Here is a 20,126-nt window from a genome sequence, read left to right on the forward strand (position 1 = left end):
GTCACCGCGCGCGAACCGCGCCGTGACCGGGTCCGAGGCTGGCGCGGCGCCACAGGCATCGCTGTCGCGGAACGCGACAACGCCCTGCTCCCCGGAATGGTGCTGTGGTAGATTGCTGGAGTCCGTTCCCCGAGTCGTTACGGCCGGGACGGACAGATTTGGAGGGACCAGTATGAAACATACGATTTTGGCCGCCGCCGCACTGGCCGTGAGCCTGCCGTCAGTCGCCTTCGGCGACGATTACGACCTCGACGCACTCCGTGCCGCGACGGAGAAATACAAGGACGTCAACGTCGCTCTCGGAGAGGGCTACATTCCCGATCCGAGCGGCCATTGCGTCTCGGCCGCGCACGAGGGGCTGCCGGCGGAATGGGGCGCGATGGGGATCCATTACCTGCGTCCGGACCTGCTCGGGATCGTGCAGGGAACCGAGCGCGTGGACGGCACCGGCACCCATACCGACTTCAATCAACCCGCGGTCCTGCTCTACGAACCGCAGGCCGACGGGTCGATGGAACTCGTCGGAATCGAGAACCTCGTGTTCGAGAAGTCCTGGATGGAAGCCGGCAACACCGAGGGGCCAGTGCTGAACGGCCGGCCCTGGGATCACATGGTCGATGATCCGGCGACCGAGGGCGACGAGGCCCACGGCTTCATGCCGCATTTCGACCAGCATGTCTGGCTGTTCCGCGACAACCCGAGCGGCGAGCTGAATCCGTTCAACCCGAACGTGACTTGCGAGCATCATTCCGGGTAAGATTGCGACGTCCGGGCGGCGGCGATGCACCGCCCGGCCACACCCTATCCCTGCGCGTGGAAGAAATCGTAGACCGTCTGGGCGATGGTCTCGGAAATGCCGTCGACGGCCTTCAGATCCTCCAAACCGGCTCGGCTCACCGCCTTCGCCGAGCCGAAATGCTGAAGCAGGGCGCGTTTGCGCGCGGCGCCGATCCCCGGCACTTCGTCCAAAGGCGTCGCGCCCACCGATTTGGCGCGCTTCGCGCGGTGGGCGCCGATCGCCCAGCGATGCGCCTCGTCGCGCAGCCGCTGGACGAAGTAGAGCACCGGCGAATTGTGCGGCAGCGCGAAGGGGCGCTTGCCGGGGCGGTGGAACTCCTCCTTGCCGGCGTCGCGGTCGATGCCCTTGGCGACGCCGATCATGGCGATGTCCTCGACCCCCATCTCCGCCATGATCCCGGCCACGGCCGAGACCTGCCCGGCACCGCCGTCGATCAGCAGGAGGTCGGGCCAGGCCTCGCCCTCGCGGTCCGGATCCTCTTTCAGGAGCCGGGCGAAGCGCCGAGTCAGCACCTCCTTCATCATGCCGAAATCGTCGCCGGGGGTGAGGTCGGTGCCCTTGATGTTGAACTTGCGATACTGGCCCTTCACGAAGCCTTCCGGCCCCGCCACGATCATGCCGCCGACCGCGTTCGTGCCCTGGATATGGGAGTTGTCGTAGACCTCGATCCGGCGCGGGGGTGCGTCGAGGTCGAAGGCCTCGGCGAGGCCTTCAAGGAGCTTCGACTGCGCCGCGCTCTCGCTCATCCGGCGGCCGAGGCTCTCGCGGGCATTGCGGGCGGCGTTCTCCACAAGCTCCGCCTTCTCGCCCCGCTGCGGCACCGCGATCTCGACCTTGCGGCCGGCGCGGTCGGAGAGAAGCTCGGTCATCAGGTCGGCATCCTCGATCGGATGGCTGAGGAGGATGAGGCGCGGCGGCGCCTTGTCGGCGTAGAACTGGCCGAGGAAGGCCTCCAGCACCTCGGCCTCCTCGGCGCCCGAGCCGGTCTTTGGGTAGAAGTCGCGGTTGCCCCAGCTCTGGTTGGCGCGGATGAAGAAGACCTGCACGCAGGCCTGGCCGCCTTCCATGTGCAGCGCAACCACATCTGCCTCGGTGACGCCGCGCGGGTTGATCCCCTGCACCTGCTGGACCTGGGTCAGCGCCTTGATCCGGTCGCGCAAAGCTGCGGCGCGCTCGAACTCCAGCGCCTCGGAGGCCGCCGCCATCTCCTGGGCGAGCTTAGCCTGGACCTGGGTCGAGCGGCCCTGCAGGAAGCGTTCGGCATCGGCGACGAGCGCGCCGTATTCGGCCTCGTCGACGTACCCTACGCAGGGCGCGGCGCAGCGCTTGATCTGGTAAAGGAGGCAGGGCCGGGTGCGGCTGGAGAACATCGCGTCCGAGCAGTTCCGGAGCAGGAACACCTTCTGCAGCTGGTTCAGCGTCCGGTTCACCGCGCCCGCGCTCGCGAAGGGGCCGTAATAGTCGCCCTTCTCCTTCTTCGCGCCGCGGTGCTTCTTGATCTGGGGAAAGGGATGTTCCTTCGAGACGAGGATGTTCGGGAACGACTTGTCGTCGCGCAGGAGCACGTTGAAATAGGGCTTGAGCTGTTTGATCAGGTTCTGTTCGAGCAGCAGCGCCTCGGTCTCGGTACGTGTGGTCAGGAACATCATCGCATGGGTCGCGTGGATCATGCGCTGGATCCGCGCGGAATGGCCCGTGGGGCGGGCATAGTTCGAAACCCGCGCCTTCAGGTTGCGCGCCTTGCCGACATAGAGCACCCGCCCCTCGGCATCGAGCATCCGGTAGACCCCCGGCTGGGCGGTCAGGGACTTGAGGTGGGACTGGATCAGGGCATGGCCTGAAAGTTGCCCCAACGTCACTTCAGTCATGCGCGTGCGCCTTTCCCTTCCGGCTCCGATTCCCTCCGCCGGGCTGCAATCTTAACGGCGCGGGATCAAGAGAAAACCTGTCCACTGATTTTGTGGATAACTCTGGTGAAAAGTTTTGGGCGCTCGGAAATTTTCCTTGTTTTCGGCAGGCTTCATCGGATTGCCTAATTTTTAGGCGCTCTTCAAGAAACTGAAAATAAACAGATTTTTTCGTGATCGCGGCAAATCGCTGATAGCATTAGGAGAATCGTAACGCCCCCGTTACCCGGCCGTTACAGGTGGACAAGTCAAGCCCGCGCGCTACGATTTTCTGCTGAGAGTTGCTAGTCTACACCCAGAATATCGGGCGTCTTCCAACCGAGATGCTGGCCGCCGTCCGCGCAGAGTAACTGGCCGGTGACCGCGGGCGCGTCGAGGAAATATCCAAGCGCGGCACAGATATCCTCGGGGTTCGCGCCCCGCGCGAGGATCGATCCGGCGCGCTGGGCGCGGAACTGGGCCTCGGTCTGCTTGGCGCCCTGCAGGGTCGAGCCGGGGCCGATCGCATTGACCCGGATATCGGGGGCAAGCGCCCGCGCGGCGGTCTGGGTGAAGGCCCAGAGCCCCATCTTGGCGATCGTGTAGGACATGAACTCGGGCGTGAGCTTGCGCACCCGCTGGTCGAGCATGTTGATCACCATCGCCTGCGCGCGAAGCTCACCGTCGGCGTCGCGCAGCGCCTTCGGCGCCTGGGCCGCGAAGTCCTGGGTCAGCGCCACCGGCGCGCGCAGGTTCGACTCGATGTGGCGGTCCCAGCTTTGCCGGGTCGCGGTGCGGATGTTGTCGTATTCGAAGATCGAGGCGTTGTTGACGAGCACGGTGAGCGGCCCGCCGAGCGCCTCGGCGGCGCGGCCCACAAGCGCCCGCGTCTCGGCCTCGATGAGAAGATCGGCCCGGAGCGGGACGGCCTTCACGCCCAAGGCGCGGGCTTCGTCCGCCAGCGCCTCGGCGGACTCTGCCGAGCTTGCGTAATGGATTGCCAGGTCGTGGCCGCGTCCGGCGAGGTAGAGCGCCATGGCCCGGCCAAGCCGGTGCGCGGCGCCGGTGACGAGTGCGCGTTTCATGCCTTGCCTCCACAGTCGCAGGGGCCGCGGCCGATCAGCGGCCGGCCGCAGGACGGGCAGCGCGCCGCGCCGCGTCCCGTGCCGATGCGGGGGAACCGCAGCCGGCCGAAGATGGCGAGGATTGCCATGCCGATCAGGAAGAACGTGACGACCTTGACCATCTCAGAGCCCGTAGCGCGCCCAGAGCGCACGCTCCTCGATCTGGTCGAGCGCCTCGCCGAGGATCCGGCCGCTGATGCGCTGGAAGATCGACCGCTTCATGCCGTAGGGCACGAGCTTCACCTTCTCGCCGTAAAGCGCCTTCAGCTTCGGCACGAGATGGGCGACGCCGTCGGCGAGCCCCTCGTCGACCGCTGCCTGACCGACCCAAACGTCGCCGGTGAAGAGGTCCTTCTCACCGGCCAGCCGCGCACCGCGCCGGCCGCCGACCTGGGCCTTGAAGGCATCGTGGATCGGGGAGAGGATCGCGTGCAGCCGCGCCACGTCCTCGGGCTTTTCCGGGCGGAACGGGTCGAGGAAGCTCTTCGACTCGCCCGCAGTGTGGACGCGCCGCTCGATCCCGTGGCGGGCGAGGAACTCCGGAAAGCCGAAGCTGGCCGAGATCACGCCGATCGAGCCGAGGACCGAGCTGGCATCGACCCAGATGTCGTCCCCCGCCGTCGCCAGCCAGTAGCCGCCCGAGGCCGCCACATCCTCGACGAAGGCATGGACCGGGACCTTCTTCTCCTCCGCCAGCCGGCGGATGCGGGCGGCGATCAGCGCCGATTGCACCGGCGAGCCGCCCGGCGAATTGATCGCCAGCGCCACGGCGGCGGGCTTGCCGCGCCGGAAAGCTTTCTCGATCACCGGCGCGAGCGTGGCGTCGTTGAGCCCGGCTGCCATCCGTCCGGCGCCGCCGATGATGCCCTGCAGGCGGATCACCGCGACCTTCGGCGGCGACTTGAGGAAGGGGAGGAAGCGTTTCATGGGTTCCGATGTAATCCGCGCGGGGCCGGGGAACAATAGAGGATGCTCGCCCGGTACTTGCCCCGAGGCCGAGAGCGTCGCCGCCGCGCTTCGGCAAACCGCTCGCGGTGCCACCCTGTCAACGCGTCACGCGCCGCCCCAGCCTTTCGCGATCCGCTCCCACGCGGTGTCGAGCGCCGGGGCGGCGGCGCCCGCGAGCCGGATCATGCGGATGTCGAGCCGCTGGTCCGGCAGCCGGTCGTCAAGCGCGACGAGCCTTCCGTCGGTGAGCGCCCCGGAGACCATCGAGCGCGGCAGCCAGGCGATGCCGATCCCGGCGAGCGCGTATTCGCAGGCGGCGAGCGTGAGCGCTGTCTCGGCCCGGCGCGCGAAGCGGATCCGCTCCGGGACCCGTGGCAGGATCGCGCGGTCCATGATCTGGCCGAGGAACACGTCGGCGGGATAGGCGATGAGCGGCCAGTCGCCCGCGGCCCCGGCGACGCCCGGTGCCGCGACCGGCAGGAACGTATCGGCCCCGAGCGTCACCGCGTCGAAGCCGCGCTCCTCGGGCAGGGCGGGCTCTCCGGGCAGCGCGTACATCACCGCGAAATCGACCTCGCCCGCGAGCAGCTTCAGCAGGCATTCGTCGCGGTTGCCCGAACGAACCCGCACCGAATGGCCGCCCTGCGCGGTGAGAAGCGCCACCAGCCGCGGCGAGACCGTGGTGGTGATCGCATGCTGGCAGGCGAGCGAGATCGCGCCGGCCCCGCCGGCGCCCGAGCGCCGGAGCGTGTCGCGGAGCCGCCTCAGGCCTGCGGCCAGCGCCCGCATCTCGGGTTCCTGCGCCCGTACCGAGGGCAAGAGCGCCACCGGCTTTCGGTTGCGGTCGAAGAGCTCGGCGCCGATGCTGTCCTCGATCGCGCGGATGCGCCGGGTGAAGGCCGATTGCGTGAGGTGGCGCGCCTCCGCCGCGCGGGCGAAGGAGCCGGTGTCGAGCACCGCGAGAAGGTCGTCGAGCCAGTCGAGCCGCATCGGTCAAGTCTAGGCGTTGCAGGTGTAACTTGCAATTCGGGAAAGTTGTGACGCGAAGAACGCATTTGATGGCGGATCGTGCGCCCTGTATGTGTCGAACAGGTCAATTTGAAGGAGCCCGGCCCATGCATCTCGCCCGCTTCCCGCGCCATTTCCTCGCCCATCTGCCGACGCCGCTCGAACGGCTCGACCGGCTGACGAAGGAACTCGGCGGCCCCGAAATCTGGATCAAGCGCGACGATTGCACCGGTCTTTCGACCGGCGGCAACAAGACCCGCAAGCTCGAATTCCTGATGGCCGAGGCCGAGGCGCAGGGCGCCGAGCTGGTGATGACACAAGGTGCGACGCAGTCGAACCACGCCCGCCAGACCGCCGCCTTCGCGGCCAAGCTCGGGATGAAGTGCCATATCCTGCTCGAGGACCGGACAGGCTCGAACGACGCCAACTACAACAACAACGGCAACGTGCTTCTCGACCACCTGCACGGTGCGACGACCGAGAGGCGGCCCGGCGGCGGCGACATGAATGCCGAGATGGAGGCGGTGGCCGACCGGCTCCGCGCCGAGGGCAAGAAGGTCTACACGATCCCCGGCGGCGGCTCGAACGCGACCGGCGCGCTCGGCTATGTCAACTGCGCCTTCGAGATCCTGCAACAGGCCAATGCCGGCGGGCTGAAGATCGACCATATCGTCCATGCCACCGGCTCGGCCGGGACGCAGGCCGGGCTCATCACCGGCCTCAAGGCGATGAACGCGCAGATCCCGCTTCTCGGGATCGGCGTGCGCGCGCCGAAGCCGAAGCAGGAGGAGAATGTCTTCAACCTCGCCTGCGCCACCGCCGAGAAGCTCGGCTGCGCCGGGGTCGTGAAGCGCGAGGACGTGGTCGCGAACACCGACTATGTCGGCGCGGGCTACGGCATCCCGACCGAAAGCGGGCTGGAGGCGATCCGGATGTTCGCCGAACTGGAGGCGATCCTGCTTGACCCGGTCTATTCCTCGAAGGGCGCGGCGGGCTTCATCGACCTGATCCGCAGGGGCCATTTCAAGAAGGGCGAGCGGGTGGTCTTCCTCCACACCGGCGGCGCGGCGGGGCTTTTCGGCTACGACTTCGCCTTCGATTTCAAGAACCGTTGGCAGGCCGCCTGATCACCGCTTGGGGCGGGCGGCCTCAGGCCGCCCCCGTTTCCTCCAGCACCTTCCGCGCCACGCGGAAGCATTCGAGCGCCTGCGGCACGCCGCAATAGATGCCGACGACATGGATGATGGCGCGGATCTCGTCCCTAGTGACGCCGTTGTTGATGGCGCCGCGGCAATGCACTTCCCATTCGTGCATCTTGCCGAGCGCGCCGATCATCGCGAGGTTCATCATCGAGCGCGTCTTCGGCTCGATCACATCGTCGCCCCAGCCGAAGCCCCAGCACCATGCGGTCATCGCCTCCTGGAACGGCCGCGTGAAGTCGTCGGCGGCGGCGAGGTTTTTCTCGACGTAGTCCGCGCCGAGCGTCGCCTTGCGCTGGGCGAGGCCCTTTTCGAACAGGTCGTCGTCGAATGTGCTCATCTCGTCCTCATGTCTTGTGGTCCGTTTCTTCGAGCATGGCGCGCAGCGACCGCTCGATCTGTCCGCCGCAATAGTCCCGGCCCGTCCGAGCATCCTCGCGCGCGATCATCGCGGCGATCTCCGGCAAGGCCGCGATCCGCTGGGAAAGCGCGGCGACGCGGGGCGCGTTCCGGCGCAGCATCCCGCCCAGCAAGGGCAGCTTCGCGCCCATTGTGTGCCAAAGCGCGGCCGCTGCGAGGTCCGCGAGGCCCGGCGCGCCGGTTCCGAGCATCGTGCCCGCCTCGGCGGTCAGCCCGTGGCGGCGGCCGGTGTCCTCGAAGATCGCCATCCAGCGCGGCAGGCGGGTCGCGGCGAAGTCGTCCCAGTCAGCCTTTGCCCACATCGTCCTGCCGCAGTTGCAGGTGATCTCCTCCAGCACGTCGTTGGCGTCGCAGACGAGCTTGTGGGCCAAGGCCGCGCGGGCGGAGTCTTCGGGCAGAAGATCGTGCTTGCGCCCGAGATAGAGGAGGATCGCCGGCAACTGCGACAGCCAGAGACCGGCCGCATGATCGTTGAGGAGTGGCGGGGCCATAAACGGCGTCGGCTGCTCCCCGACCGGGAGCGCCTTGAGCCGGATCAACTCCGCCGTGTCGCCCTCGTCCCACGACGCGCCGGCGTGGGCCAGCACGTAGCGCACGAAATGGCCCCGAAAGGGGAGCGGCCAGTAATAGAGCGTGTAGTCCATCGCCGCCTCCCGGCGTTACCGCAGCCTGATCGCGATGTTCTTGGTCTGGACGTAGTTCCACAAGGCCTCGCGCCCCTTTTCGCGACCGTAGCCGGACTTGCCGTAGCCGCCGAAGGGGGTTTCCACGCCGCCCGCGTACCATTCGTTGACGAAGACCTGGCCGGCGCGGAGCTTCCGCGCTGCGCGTGTGGCGCGGTCGAGGTCGCGGGTGAAGACGCCGCCGACGAGGCCGTAATCGGTGGCGTTGGCGATGGCGATCGCCTCCTCGTCGCTGCGGAACTTCAGCACCGAGAGCACCGGGCCGAAGACCTCGTTCCGCGCGATGGCCATGTCGGGGGTGACCTGCAGCACCGTCGGTTCGAGGAAGGCGCCGGGGCGGTTGAGCTTGCGGCCGCCGGTGACGACGGTCGCGCCCTCGGCCTCGGCGGCGCGGACCATGCCCTCGGCGCGGTCGCGCTGGGCCTCGGAGACCATCGCGCCCATCGTGGGGCCGAACTCGGGCTGGTCGATGCCGGGGCCCACCTTCAGCGAGGCCGCGAGCCCGGCGATGCGGTCGACGAGTTCGTCATGGATGCGCTCGGAGGCGATCACCCGGCTCATCGCCGAGCAGACCTGGCCGGCATTGTAGAAGATGCCCCAGCGGACATCCGACAGGAAGGCATCGAGGTCGGCGTCGTCATGGACGATGGCGGCGGACTTGCCGCCGAGCTCGAGAACGCAAGGCACGACGTTCTTCGCCGCGGCGGTGGCGATGGCGATGCCGGTCGGGACCGAGCCGGTGAAGACGATCTGGTTGACGCCGGGATGGGCCGAAAGTGCCGCGCCCGCCTCGGCCCCGAGGCCGCAGAGGACGTTGACGGCGCCTTTCGGCAGGCCCGCCGCCTCGGCGGCGCGGGCGATAAAGGCGTTCGTCAGGGGCGTAAGTTCGGGCGTCTTGATCACGCAGGCATTACCGGTGGCGAGTGCTGCCGAGAGCGACCGCGCGGTCATCTCCAGGGGATAGTTCCACGGGATGATCTGCGCCGAGACGCCGTAGGGCTCATGGGTGGTGAAGTCGAAATAGCCCGCGCCGAGCGGGACCGAGCGGCCCTCCACCGTCTCGGCCTGGTTGCCGTAATACTCGAAGTAGCGCGCCGCACCGCGAACCTCGATCTCCGCCTCCCATAGCGGCTTGCCCTGTTCGAGCGTCAGGAGCCGGGCAATTTCGCTGATATGGTCGAGGAGGTAGCGCCCCATCGCCTGCACCATCCGCCCGCGTTCGACGGGCCGGAGGTCGGAGAGCGCGCCGCTCTCATGGCAGGCCCGCGCCGCCGCCACGGCACGGTCGACATCCGCGACGTCGGCCAGCGCCTGTTCGGCGAGGGGCGCGCCGGTGCCGGGGTCGGTGACGCTGATGCGTCCCGCGCCGCCGTCCACCCAGCCACCGTCGATCCAGTTCTGCCAGTAGGCCGCGACGTCACGCATCGACGGCCTCGCGCATCCACTGCTGGAGGGTCTGGATGGAGTGTTCCGAGTTGAGACCGCAATCGGGATCGAGCACCAGCGGCCCCGGCCGGTAGCCGCGGCTCTTGAGCCCCTTCGAAACGCTCTCCACGAGCCGGATATCCTCCTCGACCGTCGTCGCCCGGTCCTGGATCGCGAGCCGCCGGATCACGTCGCTGTCGACGCCGCCGGGCGTGTACCAGCCGCGCCAGACGGTGCAGTGGTCCACGTCATGGGCCCGCCAGTGGTAGGTATTCAGAACGTTGCCCGGATAGACCTGGAACGAGAACATAGGCCAGAAGAAGAACGACCGGTACTCGCCGCCGTGCGGCACCGAGGTGTCGATCGCATAGGTCATCTTGGAAAGGTCCTGGCACTCGGTCGTGTGCCGGAGGACATAGCCCTTGTTCATCGGCTGGATGTCGTAGGTCTCGGGCCGGATCACGCCGGTCGCGAAGGTCGGGTGGTTCAGCGAGCAGTGGTAGCACTCGGAATAGTTCTCGACCGAGACCTTCCAGTTGCACTTCTCGGGGATCTCGACCCATTCCAGGGGTTCGAGTTCGGCGATGTTCGGAACATAGTCGCCAAGCTCCTCGCGGACGCCGGGATACCATTCGTCCATCGGTGCCGCGTTGTCGTCGAGGTTGACGAAGATGAAGCCGTGGAAGGTCTCGGTCCTGACCGAGGTTAGGCAGATCTTCTTGCGGTCGAAGCCCGGCACCGAATTGACGTTCGGCCCGGCGCGGAGCTCGCCCGACAGCTCGTAGGTCCAGGCGTGGTAGGGGCAAACGACGACGCGGGTCGTGCCGGAGCCCTCGACCATCTGGTGCGCCCGGTGCTGGCAGACATTGTAGAAGGTCCGAAGCTCACCGTTGCGGCCGCGGATGCAGAAGAGGCTTTCGCCCGCAATCTCGAAGGTTAAGTAGTCGCCGGGATTGCGGACCTGGCTTTCATGCCCGGCGAACTGCCATGTGCGGGCGAGAAGGCCGCGCATCTCGTTCTCGAAGATCGCGGGGTCGGTATAGTAACGGGCGTCGAGCGAATGGACGAGTGGAGCGTTCATTCGGGATCCTCCAGATAGAGACCGAGTTGATGGCGGCGTTTGTGAAACTTCTCGACCCGCTCGACGATCTCGGGGCTCGCCACCGCGATCACGAAACTCAGGAGCGTCTCCAATAGCGCGATCGTGGAGACCGACGAGGGGAAGAACTGCGGCGTGTCGACCGACACGGTGAAGCGGTGCTGGGCGGCCATGATGATCGGGCTCGCCGGGCTGTCGGAGATGGCGATCACAGTCATCCCTTGTTCGCGGGCGATCTTCACCGTCTCCACGACCTCGCGGCGGTAGGGATGGCAGGTCATCGCGATCAGAACGTCACGACTGTCCGCCCAGGCGATGTCGTCGGCGGCATCCGAGCCCGCCTGCGGGATCGCGTGGAACTCCACCATGCCGGTCGAGGCGAGGTAAGTGAAGTTGCGCGCGTTCGCGTTGTTGACGCCGACACCGAGCGTATAGACCCGGCGCGAGGCCCAGATCGCCTCGGCAGCCGCTTTGAGCGCATCGGAGTCGATCTTGGCGAAGGTTTCCTCGATGTTGCGGATCGCTGCGCCCACCATCTCGGCATAGAGCCCACCGAGCGCGCCCTGTTTCGAGACGTCTTGCAGCCAGCGTGCCCGGTCGGGAAAGCCCGCCGGCCCGCTGCGAATCGCCTCGCGGAAGGCGGCGCGGAAATCCTCGTAGCCGTCGAAGCCGACCTGGCGGGCCATGCGCACGAAGGTGTTGGGCTTCACATTGGCGAATTCGGCGATCTCGCGCACGGTCGAGACGCCCACGCAATGCGGATTCTCAAGTACGTAGCGCGCCGCCTTCTGCGCCTCAGGGGTCAGCGTCTCGAACTCCTCGGAGAGGCGGTTCAGGACGATTGTTGATACATCTGTGCCATTCATGATTGACGATGGTATAGTTGTCCCATTAGCCTGTCGAGAGGAAACGCGACTCATCTCGGGAAAATTTCAATGTCGGAACGCGCTCTGCCCTCCACTGCCCGCGTCGTCATCATTGGCGGCGGGATCATGGGCTGCGGCCTCGCCTATCACCTCGCGCATGAGGGCTGGACGGATGTCGTTCTCCTGGAAAAGGCGGAGCTGACCTCGGGCTCCACCTGGCATGCGGCGGGGCAGATCACGCATTCGACGTCGAGCTTCGCACTCGGCAAATGCGTGGGCTACAACATCGACCTCTATTCGAAGGTTCTGGAGGCGGAGACCGGGCAGTCGGTGACCTGGCATGGCTGCGGCTCGCTGCGCCTTGCCTATACCGACGATGAGCTCGACTGGTTGCACCAGACGATCTCGGTCGGCAAGGGGCTTGGCTTCCCGATGGAGATCGTCGGGCCGGAGCGGATCCGCGAACTGCATCCGTTCTACAATCTCGACGGGGTGAAGGCGGCGCTGCACACGCCCGACGACGGCCATGTCGACCCGGCAGGCGCCGCCTTCGCGCTCGCCAAGGGCGCGCGCCAGCTCGGCGTGAAGGTGATCCGCCGCTGCCGGGCGACGAACGTGACCAAGCAGGAAAACGGCGAGTGGCTGGTCGAGACCGAAGAGGGCAACATCATCTGCGAGCACGTCGTCAACGCCGGCGGAACCTATGCGCGGCAGGTGGCGCTCTGGTCGGGCTACGACCTGCCGGCGACCTCGATGACGCACCACTACCTCATCACCGACACGGTGCCGGATTTCCAGGCGCTCGACAAGGAGCTCCCCGTTGTCCGCGATGACCGGCTCGTCTCGGGCTATATAAGGATGGAGCAGAAGAAGGGCCTGATCGGCATCTACGAGAAGGCCAATCCGAACACCGTCTGGGAGGATCACTGCCCCTGGGAGGCGGAGAACGAGCTCTTCGAGCCGGACTATGACCGGATCATGCCGTGGCTCGAGAACGCGATGGACCGGATGCCGATCCTCGCCGATCTTGGCATCACCCGCGAAGTTCACGGCGCGATCTCGCATCCGCCCGACGGCAACCCGATGATCGGTCCGGCGCCGGGCCTGAAGAACTACTGGTGCTGCTGCGGCACCCAGATCGGCATCGGCTGGGGCCCGGGGCTGACGCGGGAACTGGCGCGCTGGATGGTCCATGGTGCCGCCGACATCAACATGCGCGAGTTCGACCCGCGCCGGTTCGGTCCCTATGCCGACCAGGGCTACCAGATCACAAAGGCCAAGGAGGACTATCTCCTGCGCCACGAGATCCCGTTCCCGTTCTTCAACCGTCTCGACGCGCGGCCGGTGAAGCCTTCCGCACTCTATGACGACCTGAAGGCCGAAGGCGCGGTCTTCGAAGAAGTCTACGGCCACGAACGCCCGCGCTGGTTCGCGCCGGAAGGCACCGAGGCGAAGGACATCTACGGCTTCCGCCGTACGAAGCTCCATGACATCGTCGGCGCCGAGGTCCGCGCGGTGCGGGAGAAGGCGGGGATCATGGACATCTCGGCCTTCTCGAAGGTCGAGGTCTCGGGCCCGGACGCGGCGGCCTTCCTCGACCGGCTGGTGCCGAACAAGCTGCCCGCCGTGGGGCGGATCGGCCTCACCCATCTTCTGAACGACAACGGCCGGATCGAGCTGGAGACGACCGTCGTGCGGCTGGCCGAAGACCGGCTTTACCTCGTCTGTGCGGCTTTCTTCGAACAGCGGCTGGTCGATTACCTGACCTTCGCGACGGCCGGAGAGAACGTCACCATCACCAACCGCTCGACCGACTGGGGCGCGCTGGCGCTGAACGGCCCTAGAGCGCGCGATATCCTGGGGGCTTGCACCGGGGCGGACCTCGCCAATGCCGGCTTCAAGTGGATGACGGCGCAGGAGATCGCGGTCGGCGGCCACAGGCTCTGGGCTTTCCGCATGTCCTATGCGGGCGAGCTCGGCTGGGAGTTCCATGGGGAGCGCGCTGCGATCCTCGGCGCGTTCCGGGCGCTGAAGGCGGCGGGCAAGGCGCATGGGATGGTCAACTACGGCTCCTTCGCGATGAACGCGATGCGGATGGAGAAGGGCTTCAAGGGGGCTGGGGAACTCACGAACGAGGTGACGCTGCCCGAGGCCGACGTGATGCGCTTCGTGCGGCTCGACAAGGAGTTCCGCGGCAAGGCGGCGACCGAGGCCGCGGCGGCGAAGCCGCTCCGCTGGGTCTGCGCCTATCTGGAACTCGCCGATGACGGCCGCTCGGACGGCAATGGCGGCGAGGCGGTGCTCTCGGAGGGCCGCCAGGTCGGCACCGTCAGCTCCATCGCCTTCGGCCACGGCACCGGCAAGCTCCTCGCCTTCGCCTATGTGAAGGCGGACCATGCCAAGCCGGGCACCGAGCTCGAGGTCGTGATCATGGGCGAGCCGCGCGCGGCGAAAGTCCTCGGCGCGCCGGTCTACGATCCCGAAAACCTGAAACCCCGAACCGAAGCCCGGGAGGTGGCGGAAGCATGACGAAGATGAAGGCGATGGTGCTGACGGGCCATGGCGGGCTCGACAAGTACGAATGGCACGAGGACTGGCCGCGGCCGGAGCCGGGGCCGATGGAGGTGCTGATCAGGGTCGGCGCCTGCGGCCTCAACAATACCGACGTCAACACCCGCTCGGGCTGGTATTCCAAGGCGGTGAGCGAGGCGACGACCGGCGGCGCCTATGCGGCGGTCGGCGAGGCGGACCCGACCTGGGGCGGTTCGCCGATCACCTTCCCGCGCATCCAGGGCGCCGACGCGGTGGGCGAAGTCGTCGCCGTGGGAGAGGGCGCGGACCCGGCGCTGGTGGGCAAGAGGGTCATGACCGACGGCTGGCTCCGCGACTGGTCCGAGCCGATGAACATGGACAAGGCCGGGTATTTCGGTTCGGAACGCGACGGCGGCTTCGCCGAGTACGCCGTGACGGACATGCGCAACGTTGCTGTCGTCGATAGCGGCCTCAGCGATGCGGAACTCGCGACCTTCTCGTGCTCCTACACCACCGCCGAGGGGATGCTCGCGCGCGCCAATGTGACGGCAGGTGATACCGTGCTCGTCCCCGGCGCCTCGGGCGGGGTCGGCGGCGCGCTGGTCCAGCTCGCCAAGAGACGCGGCGCGCGGGTCATCGCGATGGCCTCGGAGTCCAAGCACGCAGAGGTCGCGAAGCTCGGCCCCGACCTGATCCTGCCCCGCGCACCGGAGGACCTGCGCGCGGCCTTGGGCGACGAGAAGGTTACCGTCGTCGCCGATATCGTCGGCGGGCCGTACTGGCCGACGCTCATCGACATCCTCGAACGCGGCGGGCGCTACACCTGTTCGGGCGCGATCGCCGGGCCGATGGTGACGTTGGACCTCCGCACCTTCTACCTGCGCGACCTGACCTTCACCGGCTCGACCGTGACCCCGCCGCATGTCTTCCGCGACGTCGTGGGCTACATCGAGCGCGGCGAGATCAGGCCGGTCCTCGCCGCGACCTATCCCTTGAAGAACCTCCGCGAGGCGCAGCAGGCCTTCATCGACAAGAAGCACACCGGCAACATCGTGGTCACCCCGTGAAGATCACCCGCATCCGCGTCTACAAGACCGATCTGCCTTACGTCGGCGGAACCTATGCCTGGGGTGCGGGCAACGCGATCACCGTGGCCAGGGCCTCGGTCGTGGTGATCGACACCGATGCGGGGCTTCAGGGCTCAGGCGAGTTCACGCCCTGCGGCGAGAACTACATGGTCGCCCATTCCGAGGGCGTCGAGGCGGCGGCGCGGCTGATGGCCCCGGCGCTCCTTGGCGAGGACCCGAGGCAGGTCGCGCGGATCGAGCGGATCATGGACCATGTGATCCAGGACCACGGCTATGCCAAGGCGCCCTTCGACGCGGCGTGCTGGGATATCCTCGGCCAGGCCACCGGCCAGCCGGTCTGGATGCTGATGGGCGGCAAGCTGACTGAAGCCGCGCCGATGTACCGGGTGGCGCCCCAGAAGGCGGTGGACGAGACCGTCGCCGAGATGGAGGTCTACCGCGCCCAAGGGTATCGGCAGTTCCAGATCAAGGTGGGCGCCGACTGGGTCACCGACATCGACCGCATCCGCGCGACCGTGCCGCTTCTGAAACCGGGCGAGAAGGCGATGGCCGATGCCAACCAGGGCTGGCGCGTCGACAATGCGATCCGGGTGGCGCGCGCGACCCGCGATCTCGACTTCATCCTCGAACAGCCCTGCCGGACCTACGAGGAATGCCAGCAGGTTCGCCGCGTGGCCGAACAGCCGATGAAGCTCGACGAATGCGTGACCGGGATGGCGGCGGCGCAGCGCATTGTCGCCGACCGGGGGGCGGAGATCTGCTGTCTCAAGGTCTCCAACCTCGGCGGTCTGTCGAAGGCGAAGCGGGTGCGCGATTTCCTCATCGACAACCGTATTCCGGTGGTGAGCGAGGACACCTGGGGCGGCGAGATCACGAGCGCCGTGGTCGCCCATTTTGCCGCCTCCACGCCGGAGGAGTACCTCCAGAACACCACCGACCTGATGAACTACAACACCCGCTCGACTGGGCGGGGCGGGCCGACCACGCGGGATGGCCGACTTATCGCCCCGGACGCGCCGGGGCTTGGTGTAACGCCGGATTTCGCCAGCCTCGGCGCACCGGTCGCGGAGTATGCGGGATGAAGATCACGCGCATCATGGTCTGGTCGCTCGACCTGCCGCTTGTCCAGCCCTACTGGCTCTCGGGCGGGCGGCTGAAGTTCGAGCGTCTCGATTCCACCTTCGTCCGACTCGACACCGACGAGGGCGTTTCGGGCTGGGGCGAGGGCTGCCCCTGGGGCACGACCTACCTGCCTGCGCATGGGCCCGGCATCCGCGCCGGCATCGCGACGCTCGCCCCCGCGATCCTCGGCCGCGATCCGCGCAGCTTGCGCACGCTCAACGAGGCGATGGACACCCGGCTTCCCGGCCATCTCTACGTCAAGTCGGCGATCGACATGGCGGCCTGGGACATTCTCGGACAGACCGCCGGAATGCCGCTCTGGCAGCTCTTCGGCGGCGATCGCGCCGAGCCGGTCGCGGTCAATTCATCGATCTCGACAGGGACACCGGAAGAGATGATCGCGCTCATCCGCAGCGCCAGCCAGAAGGGCTACCGGGTCCATTCCGCCAAACTTGGCGGCCACGACATCGGCGCCGACATTGCCCGGATCGAGGCGATCTCCGCCGCCCTGCCGAGGGCTGAGAAGGTCACCTACGACATCAACCGCGCCTGGACGCCCGCCGTCGCGGTGCAGGTGCTGAACTCGGTCACCGCGCGCGACTGGGTGGAGCAGCCCTGCGAGACGCTCGACCAATGCGCCCATGTGGCGGGCCGCGTCGCCAACCCGATCATGCTCGACGAATGCCTGCACACGTTCCAGGACCATCTGGAGGCATGGAAGCGCGGCGCCTGCGAGGGCGTGAAGGTCAAGCCGAACCGGGTGGGCGGGCTGACGAAGGCGCTGCAGATCCGCGATTTCGGGGTCTCGGTCGGCTGGCAGATGCATATCGAGGACCTCGGCGGCTCGGCCTTGGCCGACACCGCCGCGATCCATCTGGCGGCCTCGACGCCCGAGGCCAACCGGCTCGCGAGCTGGCTTTGCCACTATCACCTCTCCGTCGATCCGGTGCCGGGGCAGGGTGCGCGCAACGACGGCGGCTTCGCGACACCCCCTTCGGCGCCGGGGCTCGGCGTCACCCCCGAAGTCGAGCGGCTGGGCGACCCGGTCGCGGTTTACGAGGTCTGAACCATGAAGATCACCCGGTTGACACTCTGGGACGTGCCGCTGACGAGCCACGTCGCCTATCACATGGCGGGCGGCAAGACCTGCGACACCGTCACCTCGGTCGTGCTGCGCGTCGACACCGACGCCGGCGTCGAGGGCTGGGGCGAGGTCTGCCCGATCCCGCACTACCTGCCCGCCTATGCCGAGGGCGTGCGCCCGGCGCTGGAATACCTCGCGCCGGTGCTGATCGGCGCCGATCCGGTCGGACCGGAGGCCGTCATGAGCCGGGCCGATGCCTGGCTGCAGGGCCATCCCTATGCCAAGTCCGCACTCGACCTCGCGCTCTGGGACATCACCGGCAAGGTGGCCGGGCTGCCGCTTCACGCGCTTCTCGGCGGGCGGCAGATGGCCGACATGCCGCTTTATCACTCGATCACCTGCATCGCGCCGGAGGAGATGGCACGGATCGCCAGGGAAGCGCAGCGGGAGGGGATCACCCAGTTCCAGGTCAAGCTCGGCGCCGATGGCGACTGGCAAGCCGATGTGGCGCGGCTGAGGATGGTGCGCGAGGCGGTGGGCGAGGGGCCGCTCGTTTACGGTGACTGGAACTGCGGCGCCACACGGCTCGACGCGACACGGGTGGGCCGCTCGGTCGCCGGCATGGACGTGATGCTCGAGCAGCCCTGCGCGACGCTGGAGGAATGCGCCGCCGTGCGCGCCGCGACGGGTCTGCCGATGAAGATCGACGAGAACGGGCATGACACCGCCTCGCTCCTGAAGGCGTATGAACTCGGCTGCATGGACGCCGTCGCGCTGAAGCTCTCGAAATTCGGCGGGCTCAGCCCGATGCGGCGGGCGCGCGACCTCTGCCTGCATCTCGGCGCGAAGATGTGCGTCGAGGATACCTGGGGTTCGGACGTCACCACCTCGGCACTCCTCCATCTTGCCGCCGCGACGCCCGAGCGGATGCTTCTGAACACCTGCGATCTCTCGGGCTATGTCGGCCCGCGCCTCGACCGCGAGGCGCCGGTGCGCAAGGCAGGGCGTATCGCGCCGCCGGAAGGGCCGGGGCTCGGCGTCGCGCCGGACAGTGACATTCTCGGCCAGCCCATGGCCGTCATCGACTAGGAGAGTCCCGATGCTCGACAAGACCCCCATGCAGGCTCTCGCCGACCGTGCCCGCGCGGTGTTGCCGGCCGGCGGTTTCGGCAATTTCGACCCCTCGGTCTTCATCCGCGAGGGCAAGGGTTCCCGCGTCTGGGACGAGGACGGGCGCGAATATGTCGACTACCTGATCGGTTCCGGCCCGATGCTTCTCGGTCACGGCCATCCCGAGGTGCTGGAGGTGGTGGCGGAGCAGCTGCCGAAGGGCATGACCTTCTTCGCCAACAACGCCCCCGGCGTCGAACTGGCCGAGGAGATCTGCCGCGCGGTGCCCTGCGCCGAGCAGGTGCGGTTTCTGTCCTCGGGCGGCGAGGCGGACATGTACGCGATGCGGCTCGCCCGCGCCCATACGGGGCGCGACAAGATCCTGAAGTTCGAGGGCGGCTATCACGGCATGTCCGCCGAGGCGCAGATGAGCCTCGCGCCGACGCGGCTGGTGAACTTCCCGCAAGCCGTGCCCGACAGCGCCGGGATCCCCGAGGCGGTCCGGGCCGAGATGCTGATCGCGCCGTTCAACGATCCCGAGTATCTCGAAAGCCTGCTGAAGGAGCATGGGGGCGACGTGGCGGGCATCATCGTCGAGCCGCTGCAGCGGATCATCCCGCCCGCGCCGGGGTTCCTGCAGGCGGTGCGCGAGCTTTGCGACCGCTACGGCATCGTCCTCATCTTCGACGAGGTCGTGACCGGGTTCCGCTTCGCCTATGGCGGCGCGCAGGAGGCTTACGGTGTCACGCCCGACCTCTGCACGCTCGGCAAGATCATCGGCGGCGGCTTCCCCCTGGCGGCGGTGGCGGGCCGCAAGGACATCATGGATCATTTCGACAAGGCCATCGTCGGCGCCGACAAGTGGCTGATGATGCTCGGCACGCTCTCGGGCAACCCGGTCGCCGCCGTGGCGGGCTTGAAGACGATGGAGATCCTGCGCCGCGACGGCGCCTTTGACACGCTCCGCGCTCATGGCGAGCGGTTGCAGGCGATGCTCGCCCGCCATCTCGACGCGGCCGGGATCGCGCACCGGATCGTCGGCCATCCGACGCTCTTTGACGTGGTCTTCACCGACCGGGAGGTGCGGACCTACCGCGACGTGCTGGCGGCGGATGCGAAGAAGAACGCCGCCTTCAACGCGGTCCTGCGCGCGAACGGGGTCTTCAAGTCGCCCGGCAAGGTCTATCCCAGCTTGGCGCTGACCGAGGCCGATTTCGAGCTGACCGAGGCCGCAATCGAAAAGGCCGCCGCCGCGATCGCCTGAGGCTCAGAGGATGCCCGCTTCGGCATCCTCGACCGAGATGCCGAGCGCGTCGAGCCCATCTTCGAGATAATCGGCGAGCAGGGGCTCGCCGAGAAGATAGGTCGCGGTCGGCGAGGTCGCCTCGAGCCGGGCGGTGTCGATCGCCTCTTCAAGCTCGTCCGGCCCGAAGGTCTCGCGCCCGACCCACATCAGCGCGACGAGGCTCGTCTGCTCGTCCTCGTTGAGCGCGGAGATGAAGGCGCGCAGCTCGCCCTCTGTGGCGTCACCGGCGCGGGCTTCGAGGATCGTGTCGGCATCGCGGACGTCGCCGGAGGAATCCCAGGGGCTGACCTTTGCGTCAAGCTCGCGCGCGCGGATGATGACATGGGCGACCTTCTCGGGGGCGATCTGAAGCATGGCTCCTCCTTGATGCCGTCGATTGTGCGCCAAACCGGGGTCTCGGGGCAATCGGGCAAAGTGGCACTCCGTG

19 protein-coding genes are annotated in these 20,126 nt (G+C 67.5%); 8 read left to right on the top strand and 11 right to left on the bottom strand.

Features of this window, described 5'->3' with window-relative positions:
* Positions 1–172 precede the first annotated feature (172 nt).
* The gene (locus OM960_RS02585) at positions 173–757 is read left to right on the top strand and encodes a hypothetical protein (protein ID WP_263336002.1); all 585 of its coding nucleotides are present in this window, start codon (positions 173–175) and stop codon (positions 755–757) included.
* A 44-nt stretch (positions 758–801) separates the two neighbouring features.
* On the opposite strand, the gene uvrC is transcribed toward OM960_RS02585, so the two are convergent.
* The 5 genes from uvrC to OM960_RS02610 all read right to left on the bottom strand — a co-directional run bounded on the left by uvrC (position 802) and on the right by OM960_RS02610 (position 5,747).
* Entirely contained in the window at positions 802–2,667 is a 1,866-nt protein-coding gene (gene uvrC, locus OM960_RS02590) for an excinuclease ABC subunit UvrC (protein ID WP_263335998.1), read from the bottom strand.
* A 323-nt stretch (positions 2,668–2,990) separates the two neighbouring features.
* Positions 2,991–3,770 carry an SDR family oxidoreductase gene (locus OM960_RS02595; protein WP_264770994.1) on the bottom strand — a complete coding sequence of 260 codons (780 nt, stop codon included), beginning with the start codon at positions 3,768–3,770 and terminating at the stop codon, positions 2,991–2,993.
* Positions 3,767–3,931, bottom strand: coding sequence for a hypothetical protein (locus OM960_RS02600; RefSeq protein ID WP_263335994.1), 165 nt, complete (start codon positions 3,929–3,931; stop codon positions 3,767–3,769). The genes OM960_RS02595 and OM960_RS02600 overlap by 4 nt, the downstream gene beginning before the upstream one ends.
* A 1-nt stretch (position 3,932) precedes the next feature.
* Positions 3,933–4,736, bottom strand: coding sequence for a S49 family peptidase (locus tag OM960_RS02605; protein ID WP_264770995.1), 804 nt, complete (start codon positions 4,734–4,736; stop codon positions 3,933–3,935).
* Positions 4,737–4,862: 126 nt separating this feature from the next.
* The gene (locus OM960_RS02610) at positions 4,863–5,747 is read right to left on the bottom strand and encodes a LysR family transcriptional regulator (RefSeq protein WP_264770996.1); all 885 of its coding nucleotides are present in this window, start codon (positions 5,745–5,747) and stop codon (positions 4,863–4,865) included.
* A gap of 125 nt (positions 5,748–5,872) precedes the next feature.
* On the opposite strand from OM960_RS02610, the gene cuyA reads away from it, so the two are divergent.
* Positions 5,873–6,892 (top strand): D-cysteate sulfo-lyase, encoded by a 1,020-nt coding sequence (gene cuyA / locus OM960_RS02615; protein ID WP_264770997.1) that lies wholly within the window; start codon positions 5,873–5,875, stop codon positions 6,890–6,892.
* A gap of 22 nt (positions 6,893–6,914) precedes the next feature.
* Here the strand turns inward: cuyA and OM960_RS02620 are convergent, their stop codons facing one another.
* From OM960_RS02620 to OM960_RS02640, 5 genes are read right to left on the bottom strand one after another with little or no spacing between them, the layout of a single operon-like run.
* A complete protein-coding gene (locus OM960_RS02620) occupies positions 6,915–7,304 on the bottom strand; it encodes a carboxymuconolactone decarboxylase family protein (RefSeq protein WP_263335986.1) in 390 nt (129 codons plus the stop codon).
* A gap of 7 nt (positions 7,305–7,311) precedes the next feature.
* On the bottom strand, positions 7,312–8,028 hold the full coding sequence (gene gst / locus OM960_RS02625) for a glutathione transferase, Atu5508 family (protein ID WP_264770998.1): 717 nt from the start codon (positions 8,026–8,028) through the stop codon (positions 7,312–7,314).
* Positions 8,029–8,043: 15 nt separating this feature from the next.
* A complete protein-coding gene (locus OM960_RS02630) occupies positions 8,044–9,492 on the bottom strand; it encodes an aldehyde dehydrogenase family protein (protein ID WP_264770999.1) in 1,449 nt (482 codons plus the stop codon).
* Positions 9,485–10,573, bottom strand: a complete 1,089-nt coding sequence (locus tag OM960_RS02635) for an aromatic ring-hydroxylating oxygenase subunit alpha (RefSeq protein ID WP_264771000.1) — start codon at positions 10,571–10,573, stop codon at positions 9,485–9,487. The genes OM960_RS02630 and OM960_RS02635 overlap by 8 nt, the downstream gene beginning before the upstream one ends.
* Positions 10,570–11,457 carry a MurR/RpiR family transcriptional regulator gene (locus OM960_RS02640; RefSeq protein ID WP_263335976.1) on the bottom strand — a complete coding sequence of 296 codons (888 nt, stop codon included), beginning with the start codon at positions 11,455–11,457 and terminating at the stop codon, positions 10,570–10,572. Before OM960_RS02640 ends, OM960_RS02635 begins: the two co-directional genes overlap by 4 nt.
* Positions 11,458–11,526: 69 nt before the next feature.
* On the opposite strand from OM960_RS02640, the gene OM960_RS02645 reads away from it, so the two are divergent.
* The 6 genes from OM960_RS02645 to OM960_RS02670 are packed head-to-tail and all read left to right on the top strand — an operon-like array spanning position 11,527 to position 19,657.
* Complete coding sequence (locus tag OM960_RS02645; protein WP_264771001.1) at positions 11,527–13,986, top strand: FAD-dependent oxidoreductase; 2,460 nt, start codon at positions 11,527–11,529, stop codon at positions 13,984–13,986.
* Positions 13,987–13,991: 5 nt separating this feature from the next.
* Complete coding sequence (locus OM960_RS02650) at positions 13,992–15,056, top strand: alcohol dehydrogenase family protein (protein ID WP_263336151.1); 1,065 nt, start codon at positions 13,992–13,994, stop codon at positions 15,054–15,056.
* The gene (locus OM960_RS02655) at positions 15,053–16,159 is read left to right on the top strand and encodes a mandelate racemase/muconate lactonizing enzyme family protein (RefSeq protein WP_264771002.1); all 1,107 of its coding nucleotides are present in this window, start codon (positions 15,053–15,055) and stop codon (positions 16,157–16,159) included. The genes OM960_RS02650 and OM960_RS02655 overlap by 4 nt, the downstream gene beginning before the upstream one ends.
* Positions 16,156–17,265: a mandelate racemase/muconate lactonizing enzyme family protein gene (locus tag OM960_RS02660; RefSeq protein WP_263335970.1), complete on the top strand. Its 1,110-nt coding sequence runs from the start codon at positions 16,156–16,158 to the stop codon at positions 17,263–17,265. The genes OM960_RS02655 and OM960_RS02660 overlap by 4 nt, the downstream gene beginning before the upstream one ends.
* A gap of 3 nt (positions 17,266–17,268) precedes the next feature.
* On the top strand, positions 17,269–18,372 hold the full coding sequence (locus tag OM960_RS02665) for a mandelate racemase/muconate lactonizing enzyme family protein (RefSeq protein WP_264771003.1): 1,104 nt from the start codon (positions 17,269–17,271) through the stop codon (positions 18,370–18,372).
* A gap of 10 nt (positions 18,373–18,382) precedes the next feature.
* Positions 18,383–19,657: an aspartate aminotransferase family protein gene (locus tag OM960_RS02670; RefSeq protein WP_264771004.1), complete on the top strand. Its 1,275-nt coding sequence runs from the start codon at positions 18,383–18,385 to the stop codon at positions 19,655–19,657.
* Positions 19,658–19,660: 3 nt separating this feature from the next.
* Here OM960_RS02670 and OM960_RS02675 read toward each other — a convergent pair whose 3' ends face one another.
* The gene (locus OM960_RS02675) at positions 19,661–20,053 is read right to left on the bottom strand and encodes a DUF3775 domain-containing protein (protein WP_263335964.1); all 393 of its coding nucleotides are present in this window, start codon (positions 20,051–20,053) and stop codon (positions 19,661–19,663) included.
* Between the last annotated feature and the right edge of the window lie 73 nt (positions 20,054–20,126).

This window comes from Defluviimonas salinarum (assembly GCF_026013545.1).
GTDB classification, from domain to species: Bacteria; Pseudomonadota; Alphaproteobacteria; order Rhodobacterales; family Rhodobacteraceae; genus Albidovulum; species Albidovulum salinarum.

Excerpts from the sequence above, each read along its gene's own strand:
- OM960_RS02645 (WP_264771001.1), top strand. The coding sequence starts at position 11,527 with ATGTCGGAACGCGCTCTGCCCTCCACTGCCCGCGTCGTCATCATTGGC.
- OM960_RS02610 (WP_264770996.1), bottom strand. The coding sequence starts at position 5,747 with ATGCGGCTCGACTGGCTCGACGACCTTCTCGCGGTGCTCGACACCGGC.
- OM960_RS02600 (WP_263335994.1), bottom strand. The coding sequence starts at position 3,931 with ATGGTCAAGGTCGTCACGTTCTTCCTGATCGGCATGGCAATCCTCGCC.
- OM960_RS02585 (WP_263336002.1), top strand. The coding sequence starts at position 173 with ATGAAACATACGATTTTGGCCGCCGCCGCACTGGCCGTGAGCCTGCCG.
- OM960_RS02605 (WP_264770995.1), bottom strand. The coding sequence starts at position 4,736 with ATGAAACGCTTCCTCCCCTTCCTCAAGTCGCCGCCGAAGGTCGCGGTG.
- cuyA (WP_264770997.1), top strand. The coding sequence starts at position 5,873 with ATGCATCTCGCCCGCTTCCCGCGCCATTTCCTCGCCCATCTGCCGACG.
- OM960_RS02595 (WP_264770994.1), bottom strand. The coding sequence starts at position 3,770 with ATGAAACGCGCACTCGTCACCGGCGCCGCGCACCGGCTTGGCCGGGCC.
- OM960_RS02660 (WP_263335970.1), top strand. The coding sequence starts at position 16,156 with ATGAAGATCACGCGCATCATGGTCTGGTCGCTCGACCTGCCGCTTGTC.
- OM960_RS02665 (WP_264771003.1), top strand. The coding sequence starts at position 17,269 with ATGAAGATCACCCGGTTGACACTCTGGGACGTGCCGCTGACGAGCCAC.
- OM960_RS02620 (WP_263335986.1), bottom strand. The coding sequence starts at position 7,304 with ATGAGCACATTCGACGACGACCTGTTCGAAAAGGGCCTCGCCCAGCGC.
- OM960_RS02635 (WP_264771000.1), bottom strand. The coding sequence starts at position 10,573 with ATGAACGCTCCACTCGTCCATTCGCTCGACGCCCGTTACTATACCGAC.
- OM960_RS02675 (WP_263335964.1), bottom strand. The coding sequence starts at position 20,053 with ATGCTTCAGATCGCCCCCGAGAAGGTCGCCCATGTCATCATCCGCGCG.
- gst (WP_264770998.1), bottom strand. The coding sequence starts at position 8,028 with ATGGACTACACGCTCTATTACTGGCCGCTCCCCTTTCGGGGCCATTTC.
- uvrC (WP_263335998.1), bottom strand. The coding sequence starts at position 2,667 with ATGACTGAAGTGACGTTGGGGCAACTTTCAGGCCATGCCCTGATCCAG.
- OM960_RS02670 (WP_264771004.1), top strand. The coding sequence starts at position 18,383 with ATGCTCGACAAGACCCCCATGCAGGCTCTCGCCGACCGTGCCCGCGCG.
- OM960_RS02650 (WP_263336151.1), top strand. The coding sequence starts at position 13,992 with ATGAAGGCGATGGTGCTGACGGGCCATGGCGGGCTCGACAAGTACGAA.
- OM960_RS02630 (WP_264770999.1), bottom strand. The coding sequence starts at position 9,492 with ATGCGTGACGTCGCGGCCTACTGGCAGAACTGGATCGACGGTGGCTGG.
- OM960_RS02640 (WP_263335976.1), bottom strand. The coding sequence starts at position 11,457 with ATGAATGGCACAGATGTATCAACAATCGTCCTGAACCGCCTCTCCGAG.